The sequence below is a fragment of the Flavobacterium sp. genome (genome assembly GCF_024710485.1).
In the GTDB taxonomy this organism is placed as follows: domain Bacteria; phylum Bacteroidota; class Bacteroidia; order Flavobacteriales; family Flavobacteriaceae; genus Flavobacterium.
The window spans coordinates 112,797-136,198 of sequence record NZ_JANJUQ010000045.1 but is presented as its reverse complement, the minus strand read 5'-3'; the positions used below and the strand labels follow the sequence as shown (position 1 = coordinate 136,198).

The following is a 23,402-nucleotide window of genomic DNA, read 5'->3' as shown; positions in this document are numbered from 1 at the left end:
ATCAAATTACAGTGCTATTATTTTCATCAATCAAATATAGTAGATAAGGTTTCAAAAAATCCACAAAAAACATATTTATTCGATGAAATACACTTTTTTTATATTTATATAGGTATTTTTCTTATTTTTTTAAAAAACCACAAACAACTGATACTCACCTTGATATACTAAAATTAGATTTAATAAAATGGATAAAAAAAGCATCCCTTTAAGGATGCTTACTTTGTGTTTAAAATGAAAAAAAGTATTAGGCTACTTGAGACTTTTTAGAAAACTCATTGGTAGAAACCCAATAGGCAAATAAAAAGAGTAATACCGGTCGAACCGGAAACATATACCTTTGCTCTGAATGGAATAGAAATACATATAAAAGTCCCCAACCCCAAAAAAACAAAAGAGGCAAAAAGAGTTGGTATTCTTTCCTCTTAAACAAACGATATAAAGCAAAGAGAGCTGTGAATATCAATATATAATTAATAATATTTATATAAATATGAATGCTATACTTAACCGTTTTACTTTTATCAGATTTCATTAAAGGCGAAATAATAAAACTCTGAGCTTGGAAGAATTTGAGTGAATATTGTCGCAATGTTAATCCCGGATTAGACAGAATATCATTTTTAACCCATTGAATATAATAAGCTGTTTTATCGTAATTATTGGCTTTGCAGATGGAATCTAATTCGCGCCTCTTTTTTAAATTATTCAAATAATCCCCTGAAGCAAACTTGTCTTGCCCGTGTTGCGGCATCCAATTAAAAGGTTCATCCCTGAGTTCAAATCGAGACCAAAGAATTTGATTACGGAAAACTAAATTTTTAAATTCGAAATTGGAGTCATCCAAACTGCGTTCAACTAAAATAAAAACAGGAATCAAAACGATACCTAACGCAAAATACAACTTACTTTTCATTGGTGATTTAATCACTAAAAAGTAGATAGTCATGACAAAAATAAACGGCAACATGTTAGGCTTAATTCCATACAGTAGCACCATGGATAAAGCCAAAAAGTAATAATCTCTTTTTTTAGCTATCCCTCTGTAATGCTTTGCCCAGAAATATATCATTACAGTCGACGCGAAAAAACCAAAAGCCTCACCAATGATTCCCATAGCATAATAAATATGAATAGGGAAAAGCGACATCAATAATAGGACTGAAAATTTAGCTTTATCGGTAAAATTAAGTATTATAAAGGTTTTAAATAGGTAATAAACCGAAAGACAAACAAAAACACAACTAAAAATAACACTACTCAAGAAAAACAAATGATCATCATGAAAAGCATAAACGATGGCGTATGGAATTAAGTAACAAAAAAGGGTCAAAAACCCTTTGTCTATATCAATATTTCCTTGAAAACCATTGAGCATATACTCGATTAATTGTTGGGTTCCGGTGTGGAATTGCCCGTCTCCGAAAGGTTTCGGTTTAAAAGGAAGAAAATAAAAAACAATACAAAGCAATGCCGTGATTAAAACCGGATTTTTTGTAGCAAAATCAATTATTCGTTTCATCCTTAATAAATTTATCTTTAATAATGTAGAGTGGTCTTTTTCTGGTTTCATCATAAGTTCGCCAAACATATTCACCAATAATTCCCAACATCAGCATAATTAAACCACCAACTATAAGAATTAGTATCATAATAGGTGCCCAACCGTTGAAAGGTGTATTGTTAATGAACCGATTGTAAGCAATTACGAAAGCATAAATAAAGCCGAGTATAGAAAAAATAATTCCTAAAAGCGACATTAGTCGGATTGGAATGTAGGAAGTGTTTAACAAACCGTCTATAAAATATTTCAGCTTTTTGGAAAGAGTCCACTGCGATTTGCCGATGGTTCTTTTCAATCGATTGTAAGGAATAAAGGCTACATTAAATCCCATCCAAAGAATATCACCTTGAAAAAAGCGATTGCGTTCATCTATTTGATTCAATACCGCTACAGCTTTTTTATCGAGCAATACAAAATCGAAACCGCCTTTAGGCATTTTCGGATTAACATATTTCATTAAAGAATAAAATAAAGCCGAGGCTTTATTAGCTATAAAACTATCTTCTCTATCTATTCTGTGGCCGATAACAATTTCATTTCCGGCCTTCCATTTTGAAACCATATCAGCTATGAGTTCAATCGGCTCTTGCAAATCTGCTGACATATTGATAACGGCATCACCTGTAACTTGTTTAAGTCCGGCCACTACTGCAGCTACTTGCCCAAAGTTTCTTGAAAATGAGAGGACTTTAACATTTTCATCGTTTTGATGCAATTCCATTAGCTCATTTAAAGAGTTGTCATCGGAGCCGTCATCAACAAAAATGAATTCATATGCGGCATCAAGTGTCTTTATGAGTTGTATCAATTTATCGTAAGTCAGAATAATTGACCCCTCGTTTCTGAAAACCGGTATTACAAAAGATATTTTCATTATAAAAAATCAGTTTCAGGCAATTCTCTTATCACTTTTGCAGGCGAACCCATTGCCAATACATTATCGGGCAAGTCTTTAGTTACTAAAGCGCCGGCTCCTATTATTACATTTTTCCCTATTGTAATGTTAGGCAGCACTGTAGCATTTGTCCCTATAAAACTAAGCGCTCCTATTTTACAATTTCCGGAAATATGAACTCCGGGACAAAGTTCAACAAATCCCTCAACAACAGTATCGTGACCAATAGTACAATTTAAATTAATCAAACAACCTTTACCAATACTAACATCGTTAGTAATGACGGTTCCGGTCATTACATTACTACCGGTTTCAATTAAATTTCCAAAATGACCAATATGTGAAAACGGGCTTATAGTGGACACTAAATTCCCGCCCCATTCTTCAAACTTTTTACACATTAAGTAACGGTATTTGGGATTTCCAATTCCGATAGTAAATTGAGTTCCGTAACGTTCAAAAAAGGCTTTTACCTGTTCTTCGTTTTTCAGAATGGGAAAACAATCATATAAAGTTTCTCCAATTTCATTCACATCATCATAAAAAGCAATGCTCTCAATTTGTTTTAATTGGTGCAAAACTTCCAAAACCTCTTTGGCAAAACCCTTAGCTCCTATGATAATCATAAATTTTCATTAATAAGATTAACAATCCTTTCCATGTCTTGCCCCTCTAAGGCATGTGAAAGCGGCAAACACAAAATGGTCTTAGCTATTTGCTCGGATACGGGCATTTCAGCAGCATTTAAATAGCCAACCTTATTTAATGAAGGATAAAAATACCTTCTCGGGAAAATATTTTTCTCGTTTAATGCTTTTTGAACATTGAGTAGTTGTGTTTCCGTTTCAAAAATGACAGGATAATAACTGTAATTCCAAGTAGTATTTTCGCGTAAATTCATCTTCCGTAACCTTTTAAAATCGAGATTGGCATTATAGTAATCTACTACTTTTTTGCGTTCTGACACAATAAACTGCAAATATGGAAATACTGCCAATCCCATTGCCGCCTGCAATTCGGAAATCTTTCCGTTAATCCCCAGACCATGAAATTCTAATGGCCCATTATGACCAAAATTGTGGCTGTAAAAAATTCGGTGCATTAGTTCGGCATCCTTACAAAAAACGGCTCCGCCTTCTCCGGTATGAAACAACTTAGTGGCGTGAAAACTGCAGGTGCTGACATCGCCGTATTCAAAAATCGACTGCCCTTGGTAGTCAACTCCAAAACAGTGAGCAGCATCATAAATTACTTTCAAGCCGTGTTTATTCGCAATTTTACCTATAGCCTCGACATGACAGGGATTACCAAAAACATGAGTCGCCAAAATAGCAGTGGTGTTTGGCGTGATAGCAGCTTCAATTTTTGTTTCGTCTATGGTTAAAAATTCCGGATGAATATCCACAAAAACCGGAGTACAATTCTCCCAAAGTATGGAAGCCGTAGTAGCCACATAACTAAATGGCGTGGTAATAATTTCGCCGCCGTTTCCCAACAATTTCAAAGCAATTTGTATAGGAATCGTTCCGTTATTGGTAATTAAAACAGCACTGACATTTAAATAAGCTTTTAGCTTGTTCTCCAACTCCAAAACCAATTCTCCACGGTTGGTTAGCCATTCGTTTTGCCAAACCCTTTGCAATTGGGTATGATACTCCTCAATGGGTGGGAAAAAAGTTTTGGTAACGTTAATCATGATAGGTTTTACTAAAAGCTTCACAAATAAACGAATATATTGTGTAAAAATTCAATAGAAAAGACCTAATTCACTGCAAAAAAACGTTTATCCTTTTTCAATACGAAAATGAAAAAACAAAAATCGTTTGGCTTTGACTTTTGTATGAAGTGTAAAACCTGCTTTTTCAATCCCTTTAATAGAACTTAAATTGCTTGGATTAACAATAATAAAAACTTCTTTGCGATGGTTTTTTAAGATTTCCTCCCTGGCTATGTGATTGATTACATAAGGATAAATTGATTTCCCTTTGAAAGCTTCAATAGTGCGACAATCACCAATAGTTGGTCCGGTTTTGCCAATAATCTTCAATACAAATAACTTTTCAAACAAGAAACTTTCGTGTACCACTTTATCACCTACTTTGATAAAAAAACGCTTCTTATTGCAACTCACAGCTTCTTGTTCGATGGTATAATCTAATACAGGAAAATCAGCCACAGCGTCTTTTCTCATGACGTAGATTACTATATCGATATCAATAACCTTAAGATATTTGAGTAGTTTTTTGATCATCTTTTAAAGAATGACAATAGTTTAGCGATAGTGTTTTTGTGTTTTTTGAGATGCTTCTCGAAAATCTGATAGGCTTTGAAATGAGTCGGTCGGATAATCCAATGGTATTTCCCTTTATCATAATAAATCTGGGTATCGGCATAACTCGATTTTAAGCTGATGACTCCTTTGGAACCACCGAGAGAAATATTATAACCGGATAACTTTTCCTGCATTGCCAATCGCATGGCTTCAAAATGCAGATAATGACCGGCTAAAAAATCGGGCTTTTCCTTTTTGGTTCCGCCCAAAATGTACGTGTAATGATTTCCGGCTTTGATGACGAGAGAAGCTCCTTTGATATTATTATCATAAAATGCACCCATAAAATGCGCTTGCTTGTTCTGAATCATCGTCATTAAAGTCGTTTTAAAAGCCGACCAAGAACGTAGAGCATAACCATTGTTAGCGGCATTTTCCAAACACAAGTCGTAAGCCTGTTTCACTGCTTTTTCATCTTCCAAAAAGCGAAGCTCCAAGTCTTTTCGTTGGGCACTTCTGATGTATCGTCTTACCGAAGCCCGGAAACTGTTGATAAAATCCTCTTCTGTTTCATAACCTTGTACGGATTTCCAATTGATTCCGTAAGCCGAGTAGACATATTTAAAAAGATGGCCTTCTTTAGCCATAGCTAAAACGGGAAAAGAAGTTACCGGATAGACGTGCGGATTAAGGACATCGGATAATGGTAAAGAAATATGGGCATAGCAACAGCCCAACTTTTGAGCTCTATCGGGCACTTTAGCAATTAAATCATTCAAGGCTTTCGTTTCACCCGAGGCTGTGATGGGTCCGAACGGCACTATATAAAACTTAAAAAAAGCAACCTTAGCAACGACGGCAGCAAAACCTCCGATAATTTTTTCACCATCAAGTTGTATCGCTATTTCATAGTCAAAGCCGTAAGAAGCAAAAGATTGGTTCCAAGCAGAAAGCAACAAATGACCCGCTACATTTTGTTGCAGCACAAAGTCATCCCATTTTCGGAGTTGGATTGGGTCTTTGGTAAAGATTATTTCCATTAACTGATTGCTCTGTAAGGTATACCGGCGGAGTTTAGGACCATTATTTTACCCTCGGCATCTAAGTCTAAAACCACCGATTCAAAAGTACTTAAAAAATCGACTAATTCTTTTATCGTCGGATTCCAAACTTCTTTATTTTGAATTTTAGCAGAAAGATATTCGAAATTTTCAGCTACTTGTTCGTCTACGAGCTCAGGTGTTTTAAAAATTCTACCGGTATGGTATTCCATTGGCACTGAAAAATAAGTATGCGCAATAAACAATCCTTTTTCCAAGATAAGTTTATCCATATTTTGAGGATGTAAAGCAGCACGGAAGTCAATCATTTCCAATGTTTGAAAAACATAAAAGTCCTTACCGGCTAGTTGGTGCTTAAAAATTATCGGCGTGTATTTAGCCAATTTATATGGTTTGCTCTTGTGGTAGTTCCAAAAAAAGAACACTTTGAAAAGCGGCATGAATACAGACAAAGCGTTTTGGATAAACTCAAAAAAAAGGGAAAACTTCTTTTGTCTCAGCATTTTTTTAAAACTTCCGGCCAAGCCTTTATAACGCAATATCATTTTTTCATCGGCATAATAGTGAAATAAAATATTTTTCACCAACACACTGATTTTGGTTTTAAAATTCAGATTTCGAATGCCATTACTGAATTGCTTTAAGGTAAAATCATTCGTGTTTAGTTGGTTAATTACGCCCAAAGCTGCGGTCCCTGAATCGATATAATTCCATAAAATGCGGATATTTTTTCGACTTAAATTCTCTGCAAAAGTTACTGCATCAGTCTTATTATTTTGATACAGCGAAAAATTATAGGGTTGGTAACCGTGGTCTATCCAAGTTGGGCATTGGTCAAACGGTGGCGTAAATTGGTAGAAATCGGCAAAAGCTTCTTCATCCTTTTTTAGCGATTGCGATAATGAATGGTAGGCCAATTCGTGACCGTCGGACAACCAGAGTTGCAGTTCGGCTTGGTCATTTTCATAAGACGCATTGTCGGCTCTTTTGGAAAAATGATGGAGAAAAAAACCTTTGGTCACTTTAACATGATATTGTTTGAAAAAGGCTCTTTGGATTTTTAAACTGTCGAGCGTATCAAAATCGCAATGATCTGTGAAACAAACTGCGGGCAAAAACGGCTCGGGAGAACGACTAAACTCTATAGCATTGTGTTTTGAAAACAATAACGAAACAGAAAAACTTTCGTGTAAATGCGTTTGGGCTTCTGCTATTATTTTTTCATTTTTATGACCGGTATACACCGTTAAGGGATTTGAAAATTCAGGATTGAACCGCCAAAACAAGACATTGGGCTTTGCTTTGTAAATTTCCCAATAGCCTCGGTTAAGATTAGGTTGCACAAAAAAACCATTTTCCAATTGAATAATTTTCGGAACCCATTCGCCGGCTATCCGGTCTTGATTTACGGAAACCCATGTATAATCATGGTTTCGAAAAGATTTTATAGCGGATTGAAAAGTGATGACCAAATCAAAACTCCTCGGTATTTTGGTCTCCAATGCAGGGATGTCTAACTTCAATTTGCCATTTTTGATATCCTGTGACAACGGAATAGGCTGGTGTGTTTTGGTGGTGATTACAACACTTTTTACCATTGGAAAATTGGTTTAGATTAGAGCAAATATAGGAAAAACAGTATGACGATTTTAATAAAAGTATTTTAGCGTTACACACTTCTGGAAGGGAAACGCTTGTCCCTTGAGTTGAGAAAATAGGCTTCAACAGTATACGTCATTAGTATCCCCAAAGCAACACTAAGGACAGTAGTTACAGAAAAACCTATTAACGGATTAATTGGGCCATCTAAATACAATCTGACAATTGATTTAAAAATATAATTCACTCCCAAATGGACAATGTAAATGGAGTAAGAACAATACCCAATTTTAGCTATCAATGCAAAAAGCGGTTTCGAAAAAACAGCTTGAAGACGGGTTACAATATCCTTTCTTAATAAAAAACAAAGCAAGATAATCGCAAAAGAAACATATAAAAACACAAAACCAATGGTTTGTACAAAGACAGAATTTTCAATTTTAACTACAGGAGTGAATAGTAGCAAACCTATTGCTGTATACATCAAAACGCGATGGTATCGGATGAAGAACTGTTTCAAAGTTTCTAATTTGAAATGATACCAATAAGAGATTAAAACACCCATCAGTAATGTATCTAATCTTAGATGAGTTGCTGTAATATTATGAACACTTGCAGCATCATTTGCAAAAACCGTCAACAGCCTGACTATAAAAATAACACTCATTAGGGCTATCAAATAAACATCCATTTTGGCCATTAGTTTTTCTTTGTAACGGCTTTTAAAAAACAGCCCAAAAACAATCGCAGAAGCCAAATAAAAATGCTCCTCCACAGCCAAAGACCAACTGGCAAAATAGGTATAACCCCAACCGTTGTAGTAATTTTGATAAAAAAGTAAGTCGGCTATAACTTTATCTATTTTTAAATCTCCATATAAAAGAAAAGGCACAACATAAAGCAAATAAGTCAGATAATAGATGGGATAAATTTTGTATCCTCGCCGAATTAAAAACAATCCCGGTTTGATATTTCCGTATTTTTGGTATTCTTTAAACAACAAACCAGAGACCAAAAAACCACTTAACACGAAAAACAAATCGACACCAATCCAACCCATGGTAACCGTAAAGGAAAATAATTTTTTGTGCCTGAGTAAGACTAAAAGAATGGCAATTCCTCTCAAAAAATCAAGTTGTATTAGTCTTTTGCCACTCATAATATTGGTTCAGGGTTAAAAAAAAACTTCCCTTTCGGGAAGTTTTAAAAATATAAAAAAATGTTCTTATCTCTTGTCCATCGGAACAAAATCTCTCAACGGATAACCGGTGTAAATTTGTCTTGGTCTTCCGATTGGTTCTTTGTTGATACGCATTTCTTTCCATTGGGCAATCCAACCCGGCAAACGTCCAATGGCGAACATTACCGTAAACATTTCGGTCGGAATTCCTAAAGCACGGTAAATAATACCGGAGTAGAAATCCACGTTCGGATACAACTTTCTGGATACAAAGTAATCATCCACTAAAGCCGCAGCTTCTAATTTTTTAGCGATATCTAAAATTGGGTCATCTACTCCAAGAGTACTCAACACCTCATCCGCTGCTTTTTTGATGATTTTAGCTCTAGGATCGAAATTTTTATAAACGCGATGTCCGAAGCCCATTAAACGGAACGGATCATCTTTATCTTTTGCTTTAGCTAAATATTTATCGGCATCACCACCGTCTTTTTGAATGGCTTCCAACATTTCCAAAACCGCTTGGTTAGCCCCACCGTGTAATGGCCCCCAAAGTGCCGAAACTCCGGCAGAGATGGAAGCAAACAATCCGGCATGAGATGAACCAACAATTCTTACGGTTGAAGTTGAACAGTTTTGTTCGTGGTCAGCGTGTAAGATGAATAACTTATCTAGGGCATCAATCACCACAGGATTAGTTTTATAAGGTCCGGTTGGCAATTCAAACATCAAATGCATGAAGTTTTCCACATAACCTTTAGTATTATCGTAATAGTTCAACGGATAACCCATCATTTTACGATAAGTCCAAGTGGCAATCACCAAGAATTTACCCATGGTTTTGCATACCGCTTCATACATTTCTTTTTCGTTCTCTACATTAACCACTTTAGGATTAAAAGCAGTTAAAGCACTGGTTAACGAAGCTAAAACACCCATTGGGTGAGCTGTTTTAGGGAAACCGTCGATGATGTTTTTCATCTCTTCGTTTACCAAGGTGTACTTTCTGATGTCGTTTTCAAACTGAGTAAGTTGTGCTTTTGTTGGTAATTCACCAAAGATTACCAAATAGGATACTTCCAAGAAATTAGCTTTTTCAGCTAAATCTTCAATGGCATAACCTCTGTAGCGAAGAATACCTTCTTCCCCATCCAAAAAGGTAATGTCACTCTGACAAGAACCGGAATTTTTATAACCGGGATCTAGAGTAATGGCACCGGTTAAAGCACGAAGTTTTTCAATGTCGATGGCGGCTTCGTTTTCACTTCCTACGATTACAGGAAACTCATACTTTTGGCCATCAAGTTCTAATATAGCTGTTTTAGACATGATATAATAAGGGAATTAGGTCTGATAAATTAAAATTTTAACAAAATTAGGGAAATACAAATGAAATAAAAAAGAATTACGGCAACGTTTTCGTTAATAATTTGATAAATTTTGCAAAAATAATATACAAACAAAAAAGGCATACAAAACTGTATGCCTCTACCACAATTATTTAACTCCGACTTACTCCTTTACTATTTTCACTACTTTAATTCCTTTGTCTGAAGTTACTTTTATAAAATACACACCATTGCTTTGAGTCGATATGTCTAAAGTAACTTCATCACCATCGGTTAATTGCGTTTGCAATAGTCTTCCTTGCACATCATACAATTGTACTGACTGCAAATTAAAATCGCCTGAAATATTTACTTTATCCTTAGTTGGATTAGGGTAAAGCGAGATGGACTGGTCTTGCTCAAAATCGGTATTACTCAGGGCTTGGAAAGTAGTTTCGGCCTCATTGGTAGCTACCGGATAATTATAATCAAAATAGATATCAGCTCTTTTGTTTACGGCATCGCCTTGTTGTAAAGTATTTTTCGACTTGACTTTTAGCAATACGTTTCCGTGTCCGCCTGACTCTAATAATATATTCTGAAAAATAAACTCTACTACATTCCCCGTAATCTTAGCGTTTACAGAGTGAGAAGTATTTAAAAGTTGTAAAGAATTGATATCAAAATCAGCAGGATTGACTTCTGTTCGAACCACTATGTTTTCCGCTTCAGCTGTTCCGGTGTTTTCAAAACGAATCATATAGTGCAAGTAATCCCCTATTTCAGTGGGAGAAACCACATCACCTTCTAAACACGTAATATCATTCGGATCGTAAGAACCAACCACTATTTCGTTGTAAGCGTATAAATTATCCGTTGTATTTTCATCACCGGCTTGTGGTAAGATAGAAGCGGTAAAGGTTAAGACATCATCTATATTGACAGGATTAGTATCAGTTGGTGCGTTGATATTGAAAGTCACTAAAATCTCCCGACTTTCAAAAGGCTGCAAGTTGGCATAATCCCAAGAGAGGCCACCACTAACTACAGAAGTTGGCACTATACTGGTGGACACCAAATCCATCAGGTTGTTGTTATAGAAAAAGTTGATACCGTAAGCTTGTGACAAGGTTTGGTTTCCTTTGTTGCGATAAACAATTTTATACACTGCATCAAAGCCGGGACGCGACGGAATTACAGGAGCAACAACAATTTCCAAATCAGGATGAATACCGTTAGGTGTAATACAGAAATTTTGTGTTGCACTATTATTATTCGTATTTGCAAAATTAAAATTAGCATTGTTGGGAGAAATAGTAAACCAAGACGGATTTTCGATATTCGGACTTACTGTAAAATTACCCGCCAATGTGTAAAAAGTGTATTGTCCGTCAGCATTAGTAAATGTTGAACCCGAAGAAAGACCATTCACTATGTTCAATCGGATATTAGGATTAAACCCATCCGCTGCATCACAACCGTTATTGTTACTGTCTAAGGTTAAAGTTCCTGAGATAGTATTGTGATTGCCACCAGGCACAAAAGTGCAATAAGAATTACAAACTACTGATGCCAAACCATAATTATTTAACTGATTTTGAACATTAACCGTTTCAACATCATCTGTACAAACAAATTCCAACAACGGGCACACGCTAAAAAAAGACGAGTTTAACTTCCCATTTTTCATATTTACGTAGGTCAAATCAAAATTATTTGTAAAGAAAACTTCATCCACATTGTGGTTCTGAGAGATATCAACACTGGTCAAATTAGTATAATAATAACTAGTCTTTAACAAATTAGGCAATACACTCAAATCTAAAACGGTTTGATTACCTCCCCAAAAATCAAATCCAACAACTAAGTCCGGATTGTTCAATGTACTGAAATCAACCGTTCCAAAACCTTCATTCCCCAAAGAAATATTTCTCACAGAATTAAGCGAGCTGAAATCTATTGTAGTGAGTAAATTGTTTTGACACCCAAAATAAAGAACAGACGTAAGTCCCGTCAAATCAAGAGAGGTGAGCAGGTTATTGAAACATTGAAGAGAGGTTAGCGCAATCAAATCACTCACATCAATAGAGGTCAATTGATTGTAACCACAAAATAACGTCTTGAGATTTACCAAATTAGCAACATTAAGACTAGTCAATAAATTATTATTACAATGAATTTCGGTTAGAGTGGGAAACATACTCAAATCAAGACTGGTCAAAACATTACCGGTACAGTGTATTTTTTTAAAAACACCGGAAGCATTGAACGTAATAGTAGTAAGCTGATTGTAATTAACAAATAAATTTTCAAGGTTGGTTAGACTACTTAAATCCAAAGAGGTTAAATTATTGCCTTCGCAATCTAACGTTTTTAAATTCACTAAAGCGCTAACATCTATTTGCGTTAAATTATTTTCTCTTAGGTAGAGATAATTCAAATTCACTAGACCACTCACATCAATAGTACTTAAATTATTATTGGTACAGTAAAATTGAATTAAATTAGTAAAGGATTCAATTCCAACAACACTATTTATGTTAGAGAACTGTACATCTAAATATGTCACTTGAGCGGCTTCGCTTACTTGTATTTCCCCATCATTATTTGAATCGATTTTTATATGTCCATTGACATTAGTGCTATATGCTATTTGATTGTCAGGACTAGCCATTAACAACTTGGCTTTAAAATTCGCATCCGGAATATTAATAATCTGCGCACTGGCTAATCCGGAAATGAGAAACAATAAAAAGTATAATTTTTTCATAATATAGAGATTCGTTATGATTGATTTTTGGTTTTACCTTATAAAGATACTGTCCGTTTTTTGGTTGCTGTTTGTTAAATGAGTAACGACTTCGTTTGAATTAGAATTTGCTACAACATCTTCAAAAATTCATTCAACCGTTCTTTTTTACGCTGCGAAATCGGCAAATGTGTATTATCTGCCATTACCACATAACCGCCGTCTTTTTTAATATACGATTTCAAATAGGCCAAATTAATCAAGTGACTTTGGTGAATTCTTTCAAATCCATGTTCGGTTAACAATTCTTCGTATTCTTTCAACGTTTTAGAAATCAGTATCGGTTTGCTGTTTTTGATGTAAAACTTGGTGTAATTGTCTTCGCTTTCGCAGCGGATAATATCGCTGACTTCAAACAAATGAATCCCATCGGAATTCGACAACGCAATGCGCTTGAAATTATCGACTTTCTTCCGAATGTTCTCCAATAACAAATCGATGTGCGCTACATTGTCGTTTTTGTCGATGACTTGCTTGAGCTTTTCGATGACTTTTTGCAACTCTTCAGGATCAACGGGTTTCAATAAAAAATCCAAGGCACTGAATCTAAATGCCTTGATAGCATATTGCTCGTGGGCCGTGATGAACACTATCTGCGAATTGAGTTTGCCGCGTTGGTTAACGGCTTCCAACAAATCAAAACCGGAACCGTCACCCAAATGAATGTCGAGAAACACTACTTGCGGCTGATTTTGCAACAATAATGTTACGCCGGTTTCCACGCTGTCGGCTTCTCCAATAATTCTAATTTCAGGTGCATAACGAGCCAATAGGCTTTTCATACCGTTCCTCAAATTGCTGTCGTCGTCAATTAATAAAGCTGTAATCATTTGATATATTGAATAGGTAAATGCAAAATCACTTTAGTTCCTGTTGCTTCACCGTTGGTATTTTTGATTTCTTTTATGCTGAATTCTGTTTTTTGTTTGGTAGTCGATTCTATCATTTCCAAACGCTTCTTGGTAATATCCAACGCCATCGATTTGTGCGCTACTACCGAATATTGTTTTTGCGATTTTGACTCGTTGAACCCTATACCATTGTCTTCTACGGTGCAAAGCAAGCTATCTTTTTCTAAAGTAAACCGAACCGCTATACTGCCGATTTCTTTTTTGGGAATGACACCGTGAATGATGGCATTTTCCACAAAAGGTTGTAACAATAAAGGGGGAATAGCCATATCGTCTTCAATAGCATCACTTTTGAAAATGGAAAAGGTAAACTTGTTATTGAAGCGCAATTGCTCGAGTTCCAAATAGTTTTGCAAACTCTCAATTTCTTTGTCGATAGGAATGAGAGATTCTTTTGAATATTCAAGCGTCAATCGCATTAATTTGGAGAATTTCGACAAATACTTGATGGCCGAATCGGTTCCGTTTTGAACGATAAAACTTGATATCGAACCCAAACAATTGAACACAAAATGCGGATTCATTTGCAAATGCAAGGCTTTTTGTTCGTACTCGGCCAATTCTTTTTGCAACGTTAAATTCTTTTTCAGCTGAATTCTATTGTAAATCAGAAACGCAATACCAAAAAGCAGCAAACCGAAAACCGCCGCAAATATCAGTTGCAGCACATTGCGTTTGGATTCTTCTTGTAACAGTAAATCGCGTTTTTCGATTTCTTTTTGATGGATAGCCTCGCGTTTTTCAAAATCGAAAGCCATTTCTTCTTCTACCGTTCGGCGGATGTTTTCTTCGTTGGTTAAACTGTCTTTAGCAATACTGTACGCTTTAAAGTGCAACAAGGCTTGAGCCGAATTGTTTTGTTTGGCATAAATGTCACTCAACAATTTTTCAGCAATCACTTGTTGTTCTAATACTTTAATCGATTTAGCCAGCACCAAAGCTTTTTCAGCAAAAAAAATAGCTTGTTGTGCTTTGTTTTGTTCCATATACAATTGTCCCAACAACAAATACGTATCGCCTACCCCAAATTTATCTTCTATGCTATCAAAAGTTTGAATGGCATTATTCCAATGAAGAATCGCTTTCTCAGATTGTTTAGTCATTTTGAAATACAAACCGACATTGTTGTACCATTCGCCCAAAGCACGAGGATTCGGGTGTTGGTCTAAAGCCGATTTGGCTTTGGTGTAGTATTCAAAAGCTTTCTCCGGATTGTTTTGCTTTAAATAAGCATTGGCAATGTTGGTGTACGTAATTCCTATATTCGGATCAGCTAATTGCTCTTGTATTTTTTGCGCTTTAACGAAATAAGCCAAGGCTTTAAAATCGGAAGCCAATGATTTATATACGATACCGATATTATTATACAACTTGGCGCATTTTTCTTCATCCCGAAGTTGCTCGTAAATCTTGACCGATTTAAGATAATACTGCAATGCTTTGGCATAATTACTCTGTTCCGAAAAGACAATCCCGATACTACCCAGGGCTTTGGCCAGTCCTTTTTGCTGCTCTATATCAGTAGCTGCCGCGGCATTTTCAAATACATGCTGGGCATCAGTAAAATAGCGTAATGCTTTCGGATAGTCGCCTAAGATAATATTAGCGTTTCCTAAATTCAACATCGCATTCCCTTTGGCCAATTGGTAGTCTGTTTTCTGAGCCAAATCGAAAGCTTTTTGGGCATAAACCTTCATAGCTTTAGGATCCGAAGTCTTGTAGGCATCAGCTATAGCATTGAGTAATTGGGCTTTGTCGATGTCATTTTTGGTTTTGCCAAGCACTGTTATCAAGCTGTCGGCTTTGGTCTTTTGGGCTGCAACCGAAAAAACGGCTGAACACCACAAAGCCACTATGAAAGGGTAAAATTTTCTCATGATAATAAAGTCAATGCTATATAACAAATGTAAGATTTCCATTCGGAGGGAAAAACAGCAAATGAGTATTTACCGACTTTAGTTGAGAATTTGACAAAAAAAACCCGAGCCAAAACTCGGGATTATTTGTATTGGTTTAAAACAATATTAAGATAAAGCTGCTTTCACTTGGTCGGCTGCTTCTTGGAATTGTACCGCAGATAAAATTGGCATACCGGAATTGTCGATTAATTCTTTAGCAATTTCCGCATTGGTTCCTTGTAAACGAACAATAATCGGCACTTTAATCGCATCGCCCATGTTTTTGTAAGCATCAACAACACCTTGAGCTACACGGTCACAACGTACGATACCACCGAAGATGTTAATCAAAATAGCTTTTACATTAGGATCTTTTAAGATGATACGGAAAGCTGTTTCAACACGTTTAGCATCTGCAGTTCCTCCAACGTCTAAGAAGTTAGCCGGCTCGAAACCTGCGTATTTGATTAAGTCCATGGTAGCCATAGCCAATCCGGCACCGTTTACCATACAACCTACCGTTCCGTCAAGGTCAACGTAGTTTAATCCAACTTCTTTCGCTTCCACTTCGATTGGATTTTCCTCACGAATGTCGCGCATGTCAGCATATTTAGGTTGTCTGAACAAAGCGTTATCATCAATATTCACCTTGGCATCAACAGCCATAATTTTGTTGTCAGAAGTTTTTAAAACCGGATTGATTTCAAACATAGAAGCATCAGAACCAATGTAAGCGTTGTACAAAGACTCAACGAACTTCACCATTTCTTTGAACGCATTTCCTGAAAGCCCTAAATTGAAAGCAATTCTTCTGGCTTGGAAACCTTGCAATCCTACAGCAGGATCAATTTCTTCAGTAAAAATTAAATGTGGTGTGTGTTCGGCTACTTCTTCAATGTCCATTCCGCCTTCGGTTGAATACATAATCATGTTTCTTCCTTTGGCTCTATTCAATAAAACCGACATGTAGAACTCTTGGGTTTCACTTTCTCCGGGATAGTAAACATCTTCAGCTACCAATACTTTGTGTACTTTTTTACCTTCCGGCGGTGTTTGAGGTGTTTTCAGCATCATCCCGATGATTTGCTCTGACAACTCTTCTACTTGTTGCAAGTTTTTGGCCAATTTTACGCCGCCGCCTTTTCCTCTACCTCCGGCATGAATTTGCGCTTTAATAACGTGCCATCCTGTTCCGGTTTCTGCTGTTAATTGTTTGGCAGCTGCGACTGCTTCAACCGGACTGTTAGCCACAATGCCGCGTTGCACTCTTACACCGTAACTGGCTAAAATTTCTTTTCCTTGATATTCGTGAATGTTCATATTGAAGATTTTATTTGTGTTGCACCGCTGAAAATGAATTACAGCAAATGTGTGACAAAAGTAATTAATTAGTCTCAAACGAAAAAGAAATGTATACCAATTTAGTAGATTTAATGGTAAAATTTTAATCCCTTCAAGCGCAACCCCTTTGTTCGAATCGCATCCAAGTAAAAAATCAAAAATATGAAAAAGTTACTCTACTTATTTTCACTCCTTATTTCTTTGTGTTTGACAAGTTGCAGCGAAGATAACAGCAGTGAAAACAACAACATTCGCGGCCAATGGAAGTTGGTTAATGTTAAAGGAACCATTGCAGGTATTAACCATAATTTCCCTTTAGGAGAAATTATTTGGGACATCAATCCGATTACACAAACCGTCACTGTTGTTAATAACAACACCGATAATGCTCTTTACGATGTTTTGGAAACCGGAGTTTATAATTTTCAAGTGAACACCAATCCAGAACTTCCATGTGGTGAAAGTCTTCTTGTGAACAACATCGAATTAGGTTGCTTTTCCATTAACAACCAAAACCTAATTATCGACCAATCAATAGACGACGGTATTAAAGTTACTTTAGTCCGATAACCTAAAGAGTTGTTAACATGGTGTTTTTCTTTGGATTTAAGCATTGAGCAACTTAGTTTTGCACAAAATTTAAATTCTATGATACAAACAACAGATTTAGTAGCCCTTTCCCAAGAATTCGGGAATCCTTTGTATGTGTATGACGCTGAAAAAATCGAATTTCAGTACAAACGCTTGACAAATGCTTTTTCCAAGGTCGAGAAGCTAAGCATCAACTACGCTATGAAGGCCTTGTCTAATATTTCTGTTTTAAAGCTATTGAAGAATTTGGGTTCCGGCTTGGACACCGTTTCTTTGCAAGAAGTACAACTTGGATTACATGCCGGTTTTACCCCGGATAAAATCATCTTTACCCCAAACGGTGTGTCTTTTGAAGAAATTGAAGCTGTAGCAAAACTAGGCGTTCAAATTAATATTGATAACTTATCGGTTTTGGAACATTTCGGCACTAAATACCCAACTGTTCCGGTATGTATCCGAATCAATCCACACGTTATGGCCGGCGGCAATGAGAATATTTCTGTTGGGCATATCGACAGTAAATTCGGGATTTCCATTTACCAAATTCCGCATATTTTGCGCATTGTAGAAAACACTAAGATGCATATCAACGGAATTCACATGCACACGGGTTCAGATATTTTAGATATTGAAGTGTTTTTATATGCCGCTGAAATTTTGTTTGATGCCGCGAAACAATTTCAACAATTGGACTTCTTGGATTTCGGTTCCGGATTTAAAGTGCCTTACAAAAAAGGCGATATCGAAACCAATATCGAAGAATTAGGAAAAAAATTAACCAAACGCTTCTTAGCTTTCGAAAAAGAATACGGCAGAGAACTGACTTTGGCTTTTGAACCAGGTAAGTTTCTGGTGAGCGAGGCCGGTTATTTTTTAGCGACTGTTAATGTGATCAAACAAACCACCTCTACGGTTTTTGCAGGAATTGACACTGGATTCAACCATTTAATCCGTCCGATGTTTTATGGTTCGCAACACAGTATTGAAAACATTTCCAACCCTAAAGGCAAAGAGCGTTTTTACACCGTAGTAGGCTACATTTGCGAAACCGATACATTTGCCAGTAACCGTCGCATAGCCGAAATTCATGAGGGCGACACCTTGTGTTTTAGAAATGCCGGTGCATATTGTTTTTCAATGGCATCCAATTACAACTCGCGCTACAAACCGGCTGAAGTGTTGTGGAAAGACGGCAAAGGCCATCTCATCCGACAAAGAGAAACTTTTGAAGATTTATTGCAAAACCAAATTATGGTTGAAGTATAAAAGAAAACCCCGAATTAATATTCGGGGTTTTTCATTATTAGTGTTGCTCTTTATTTATTTCCCTAACACTTCCTCCAGCACTTCACTCTCCGTTGCATTAGGCAAGGTTATTTTGAGTTTTTTAGCCAAGGTTGGCGCAATTTGCGTAATGACTTTTTTGTTGTAAGATTCGCCGCTTTTGATGTTCCAGCCGTAAAAAATTAATGGTACATTGGTATCATAAGCATAAGGAGAACCATGCGTGGCTCCGGTAGCAGAATATTCTACATAGCCGGGTTTGTATACAAAATACAAATCGCCGTTTTGCGTTGGATCGTATCCTTTAAATACAAAACTTAACAGCATGTCATTAGCTCCTGAAGTCAAGATCTCTTCTTCGGTGTACACGCGCTTTACATAGTTTTTAGTATACAAGAAATCTTTAAAGCTTTGCTTCACTTTGGCCAAATCTAATCCTTTGCTTTTGATGATGTCTTTGTCGAAATGTACATTATAGCTATCGTATTTCAACAACAAATTCGCCTCGAAAGTTTGCTCGGAAAACGCAATTAAATCTTTAGTGACCTCTTTATAACTAATGTTATCAACTTGGTATTTGTGTTCTTTTAAATGGGTGGAGTTTTCGGCACAAGCATGGTCGGCCGTTAAAAAAACCAAATAGTTGCCTTTCCCAACTGTTTTATCCAAATAATTCAGGAAATCAGCTATAGTCAAATCCAAGCGCAGATAGGTGTCCTGAATTTCTATGGAACGCGGTCCGAAAGTATGTCCGATATAATCGGTAGAAGAAAAACTCACCGCGAGAAAATCGGTTACGTCATCTTTCCCTAATGCTTCTTTCTCGATGGCGCGTTTGGCCAAATTGGCCAGTACATCATTCCCGAAAGGCGTTACGCGCAACACACCGGCATCGTTGCTATCGTACATTTCTTTTAAATTGTACGGAAAAACCGGTAGCTTTTTGTAGAGTTTGCCTTCGTAATTGTTGTTGTCTGCCAAACTTTCGTTGTAAGTTTCAACTGGCTTCAGCAAATTCCAACCGCTATTAATGTAGGGCAGGTATTGTTTCTCTTGATTGAATTCGGTCACCCATTGTGGCATGGTTTTACCGTAAAAAGAGCTAGAAATAAACTCGCCTGTTTTGGTATACCAAAATGCCCAATCGGCAAAATGTCCGGCCGGAAGTATAGCACCGCGGTCTTTGATACTCATCCCGATTACTTTGCCTTTAAAGTTGGTAGCCAATTTCAATTCGTCGGTAATGGTAGTGGCTTGCAGGTTTTTAGGCGACATCTTGCCTTCTTTTTCGGTACCCGGAACCAAAGTGGTCACACTGTCGTCATCGGTACAATACACTTCTTTTTTTAACGTACGATGGAACCATTCGTTGCTCACTATACCGTGCAAAGCCGGTGTTGTTCCTGTATAAATGGAAGCGTGACCAGGTGCCGTATAGGTTGGCATATAATTATAATGCATGTTGTAGAACGTAAAACCTTCTCGCGTTAATCGTTTAAAACCATTTTCGGAAAAGTCGTTTTGAAAACGATACAAGTATTCGGTTTTCATTTGATCGATAACGATTCCGACCACTAATTTGGGTTTTTGTTGGGCATACAAATTGGCAACGGCAACAAAAAACAAGAGTGAAACTACTTTCTTCATGACATTAAATTGAATGACAAAAATAGGAATTACATCGCAATACGCCCCAATATTTGTGTTAATCTAAAGTTAGGACATAAAAACAAATGCACACTCGTTAAAGCATGCATTTGACAAAATTCCCAATTTTAAAAACAACATTAAAACAACTAACTTTATTTTAGAATCATAAACGTACATCTACGGTTGATGGCATGTTCGGCTTCGGTACAATCGTTTTTCGGGCAAATGATAAGCGGTTTGCTTTCGCCGTAACCCACCGATTTTAAACGACGCCTTTCGATACCGTTTTGCACCAAATACTCTAAGGCCGCAGCAGCTCTTCGGTTGGACAATCTGAGGTTGTACATTTCCGAAGCTCTGGAATCGGTGTGCGAACCGATTTGAATTTCCATGTATGGGTATTTTTTCAACAAGCCCACCAACACATCTAACACTTGAGCGGCTTGCGGTTTGATGTTCCATTTGTCTAAGTCGAAGTAAATGTTCTCGAGTTCGATTAATACGGTACCATCGTCTTTTTTGTTGATGATATCTTCAGCATCGTAATACGACTCAACTTTCATTTGTAAATCGAGGTATACTTTTCCTTTCTGACTTGTATCAAATTCGGCTTCGGCAGGAATGTAAAAATCTTTGAAAGCCATGATTTTGTATTTCTTATTAGGCTCGGTATTGAAGGTAAAATCGCCATCTTTGCCCACTATAACTTCCTCTAATAATTCGCCTTTGTCATTGTACAATTTAACGGTAGCGCCCGGTAAAAGCTCGAGAGATTTCAGGTCTCGCACTTCTCCTTCCACCAAATATTGCAGTTTATTTTCTTCGCGAACAAAAGTGTACAAATTATCATCTCCGGTTCTGTTAGAAGCAAAATAGCCTTTATCGTTCACTTCGTCTAAAATAAAATTGAAGTCGTCCATTTCGCTATTGATGGTAGAACCCAAATTAAGTGGTTTGTCGAATTCGGTATCCGATATTTTATAACTCATAAAAATATCAAGATTCCCATTGCCCTGGTGACCATCGGAAGCAAAATAGAGCGTTCCGTCTTCGGTTACAAAAGGGAACTGTTCACGGTGAATGGTATTGATAGTTTCGCCCAAATTACGGGGCTGACTGAAAGTGCCGTCTTGTAAAATATCGACCACAAAAAGATCCATCGAACCAATGGTTCCTTTCATGTCACTGGCAAAATATAATTTCTTGCCGTCTTTGGTTAAGAAAGGATGCTGTACAGAATATTCATCACTGGAGAACGAACACATTTTGACATTGGTCCATTTGCCGTCAACGAATTCTGCTTTGTAAATTTTAACGGTAGCCACTCTTTCATTATTGATTTCGACTTGTCTGTCACCCGTGCGATTGAAATACATAATCTTCCCGTCCGCGCTGAAGGTTGCATTACTTTCGTGCTTTTTGGTATTAATAATTTCCGGAAAAGGTTCCACTTGTACCAACTGCCCTTTATCGTTTACAGAAGCCATAAATAAATCCAAATACGGCCGGTCGTTCCAACCATACGCCTTGTCACCATCGGCATTTCGAAGCGAGGCAAAAGTGACTTTATCTCCAAAAAAAGCAATACCAAAATCACCATTGGTCTTATTTTTCGACATCATTTCGAGCTTGTAACTGTTAGGTGTATTTCGAGTAGCATTCTTCATGAACTTGGGCGTATTTTGCTGATAACCTAAATACTCCGACATGATGGCATCGCCTTTGTCAAAATCTTTGATTCCTTTAAGAGCGTTAGCATAACGGAAATAGACATCTTTCTTTACACTGTCTTTAAAAGTAAAAAACAGTTGTCCGTAGGCTCTAACCGCATTGTTCATTTGAAAATTATAATAGTAACAATCGCCTAAATTTTGTAATACTTCACGAGATTGAGGCAATTGCTCATATGCAGCCGCGGCTTTAATGTAAGCTTTACGTTTGAATAAAGCATTCGCTTGCTTGGCACTGCCTTTCTTTTGGGCAAAAAGAGTGGTGATACTGCAAAAAATTATAAATATGTAAATGATTTTTTTCATCGTATCCGTTTTAGAAGAATCTTGGTGATTTATCATACCCTTTTCCGGATGACATTCGACCTAAATCGAGGTCAAACAACACAAAAACCTCATGTGAACCGGTGTTAAATTTTCTCAAGTTCGTGAGTGTATAATCGTATGAATACCCAATTCTGAGGGTTGGTGTAATATAAAAACTGGCGAGTCCGCTCACCGAATCGTCTAGGCGATAGCCAACACCTGCTTCGAATTTATTGTTAATCAAAACATTGGTAGTCAAATCAACTGAAAGCGGTGCTCCGGCTACACCTTTAGCCATGAATGCAGGCTTCACTTTGAAATTGTCGTTGCCGTTAAAAGTAAATACATAACCTCCCGTCAAAAAATAATGAACTGCTTCTACTCCGGTCGTTGTAATACCGTTGGTATTTTCGAGATGTTTGGTAGTTAATAAATTTGGTGCTGAAAATCCTAGGTAATAATTGTTGCCAAACAAGTAAGTTCCGGCACCAATATTAGGAAAGGTTTGGCTCAAATTGTTCTGAAAAGCAGGATCCGGTAATGGATCGGTGTATTGGAAACCATTAAAATTGGTACTGAATAACGTTACACCCGCTTTCACCCCAAAAGACAATCGAGTACTTTCGGACAAGGATAAGACATAGGCAAAGTCGGCAAAAATATTGCTTTCGTTTACCACATCTCCAATTTCATCATGCACTACGGATAAACCTAACTCGATTTTTTTAGAAATAGGTTTATGTACAAAAAAAGATTGTGTGGTAGGCGCGCCATCAATACCAACCCATTGCGCACGATAGATACCACCCATTTTGATGATGTCTTTATCCTCGGTAGCATAAGCCGGATTAATCACACTCATGTTGTACATGTAATGGGTAAATTGCGGGTCTTGTTGGGCAAACAACTTGGAGGAGCACATTGCCAAAAGTAAGCTTACAAAGCAGTATCGGATCATATATTTTTTAGTAGTACTCATCTTC

General features: G+C 36.9%; 18 protein-coding genes. 2 read left to right on the top strand and 16 right to left on the bottom strand.

All coding sequences use genetic code 11. From position 1 onward, the window contains the following. Positions 1–247: 247 nt before the first annotated feature. The 13 genes from Q0M21_RS12275 to sucC all read right to left on the bottom strand — a co-directional run bounded on the left by Q0M21_RS12275 (position 248) and on the right by sucC (position 16,837). Positions 248–1,522, bottom strand: a complete 1,275-nt coding sequence (locus tag Q0M21_RS12275) for a hypothetical protein (protein WP_295338786.1) — start codon at positions 1,520–1,522, stop codon at positions 248–250. Then, the gene (locus Q0M21_RS12270; protein ID WP_295338784.1) at positions 1,506–2,438 is read right to left on the bottom strand and encodes a glycosyltransferase family 2 protein; all 933 of its coding nucleotides are present in this window, start codon (positions 2,436–2,438) and stop codon (positions 1,506–1,508) included. Before Q0M21_RS12270 ends, Q0M21_RS12275 begins: the two co-directional genes overlap by 17 nt. Then, a complete protein-coding gene (locus Q0M21_RS12265; RefSeq protein WP_295338782.1) occupies positions 2,438–3,085 on the bottom strand; it encodes an acetyltransferase in 648 nt (215 codons plus the stop codon). The genes Q0M21_RS12270 and Q0M21_RS12265 overlap by 1 nt, the downstream gene beginning before the upstream one ends. Next, positions 3,082–4,155, bottom strand: coding sequence for a DegT/DnrJ/EryC1/StrS aminotransferase family protein (locus tag Q0M21_RS12260; RefSeq protein WP_295338779.1), 1,074 nt, complete (start codon positions 4,153–4,155; stop codon positions 3,082–3,084). The genes Q0M21_RS12265 and Q0M21_RS12260 overlap by 4 nt, the downstream gene beginning before the upstream one ends. Positions 4,156–4,242: 87 nt before the next feature. Beyond that, positions 4,243–4,710, bottom strand: coding sequence for a hypothetical protein (locus Q0M21_RS12255; RefSeq protein ID WP_295338777.1), 468 nt, complete (start codon positions 4,708–4,710; stop codon positions 4,243–4,245). Then, on the bottom strand, positions 4,707–5,771 hold the full coding sequence (locus tag Q0M21_RS12250; RefSeq protein WP_295338775.1) for a peptidoglycan bridge formation glycyltransferase FemA/FemB family protein: 1,065 nt from the start codon (positions 5,769–5,771) through the stop codon (positions 4,707–4,709). The genes Q0M21_RS12255 and Q0M21_RS12250 overlap by 4 nt, the downstream gene beginning before the upstream one ends. Next, on the bottom strand, positions 5,771–7,390 hold the full coding sequence (locus Q0M21_RS12245) for a hypothetical protein (protein WP_295338772.1): 1,620 nt from the start codon (positions 7,388–7,390) through the stop codon (positions 5,771–5,773). The genes Q0M21_RS12250 and Q0M21_RS12245 overlap by 1 nt, the downstream gene beginning before the upstream one ends. 71 nt (positions 7,391–7,461) lie before the next feature. Beyond that, positions 7,462–8,550, bottom strand: coding sequence for an acyltransferase (locus Q0M21_RS12240; protein WP_295338769.1), 1,089 nt, complete (start codon positions 8,548–8,550; stop codon positions 7,462–7,464). A 66-nt stretch (positions 8,551–8,616) separates the two neighbouring features. Beyond that, the gene (locus Q0M21_RS12235) at positions 8,617–9,900 is read right to left on the bottom strand and encodes a citrate synthase (protein ID WP_295338766.1); all 1,284 of its coding nucleotides are present in this window, start codon (positions 9,898–9,900) and stop codon (positions 8,617–8,619) included. Positions 9,901–10,083: 183 nt separating this feature from the next. Next, entirely contained in the window at positions 10,084–12,669 is a 2,586-nt protein-coding gene (locus Q0M21_RS12230; protein ID WP_295338763.1) for a leucine-rich repeat domain-containing protein, read from the bottom strand. A 110-nt stretch (positions 12,670–12,779) separates the two neighbouring features. Then, positions 12,780–13,538 carry a LytTR family DNA-binding domain-containing protein gene (locus tag Q0M21_RS12225; protein ID WP_295338761.1) on the bottom strand — a complete coding sequence of 253 codons (759 nt, stop codon included), beginning with the start codon at positions 13,536–13,538 and terminating at the stop codon, positions 12,780–12,782. Then, a complete protein-coding gene (locus Q0M21_RS12220) occupies positions 13,535–15,496 on the bottom strand; it encodes a tetratricopeptide repeat protein (RefSeq protein ID WP_295338759.1) in 1,962 nt (653 codons plus the stop codon). The genes Q0M21_RS12225 and Q0M21_RS12220 overlap by 4 nt, the downstream gene beginning before the upstream one ends. Positions 15,497–15,643: 147 nt before the next feature. Further along, complete coding sequence (gene sucC, locus Q0M21_RS12215) at positions 15,644–16,837, bottom strand: ADP-forming succinate--CoA ligase subunit beta (RefSeq protein WP_295338757.1); 1,194 nt, start codon at positions 16,835–16,837, stop codon at positions 15,644–15,646. A gap of 183 nt (positions 16,838–17,020) precedes the next feature. Between sucC and Q0M21_RS12210 the strand changes: the two genes are divergently transcribed. Together Q0M21_RS12210 and lysA are read left to right on the top strand one after the other, a co-directional pair. Continuing rightward, on the top strand, positions 17,021–17,428 hold the full coding sequence (locus Q0M21_RS12210) for a hypothetical protein (RefSeq protein ID WP_295338754.1): 408 nt from the start codon (positions 17,021–17,023) through the stop codon (positions 17,426–17,428). A gap of 81 nt (positions 17,429–17,509) precedes the next feature. Continuing rightward, positions 17,510–18,715 (top strand): diaminopimelate decarboxylase, encoded by a 1,206-nt coding sequence (gene lysA / locus Q0M21_RS12205; RefSeq protein ID WP_295338804.1) that lies wholly within the window; start codon positions 17,510–17,512, stop codon positions 18,713–18,715. A gap of 54 nt (positions 18,716–18,769) precedes the next feature. Here lysA and pafA read toward each other — a convergent pair whose 3' ends face one another. The 3 genes from pafA to Q0M21_RS12190 form a co-directional block, all read right to left on the bottom strand. Next, a complete protein-coding gene (gene pafA / locus Q0M21_RS12200; RefSeq protein ID WP_295338752.1) occupies positions 18,770–20,380 on the bottom strand; it encodes an alkaline phosphatase PafA in 1,611 nt (536 codons plus the stop codon). Between the two features lie 155 nt (positions 20,381–20,535). Continuing rightward, positions 20,536–22,419 carry an OmpA family protein gene (locus Q0M21_RS12195; RefSeq protein WP_295338749.1) on the bottom strand — a complete coding sequence of 628 codons (1,884 nt, stop codon included), beginning with the start codon at positions 22,417–22,419 and terminating at the stop codon, positions 20,536–20,538. Between the two features lie 10 nt (positions 22,420–22,429). After that, positions 22,430–23,398: a type IX secretion system membrane protein PorP/SprF gene (locus tag Q0M21_RS12190; protein ID WP_367273731.1), complete on the bottom strand. Its 969-nt coding sequence runs from the start codon at positions 23,396–23,398 to the stop codon at positions 22,430–22,432. Positions 23,399–23,402 lie beyond the last annotated feature (4 nt).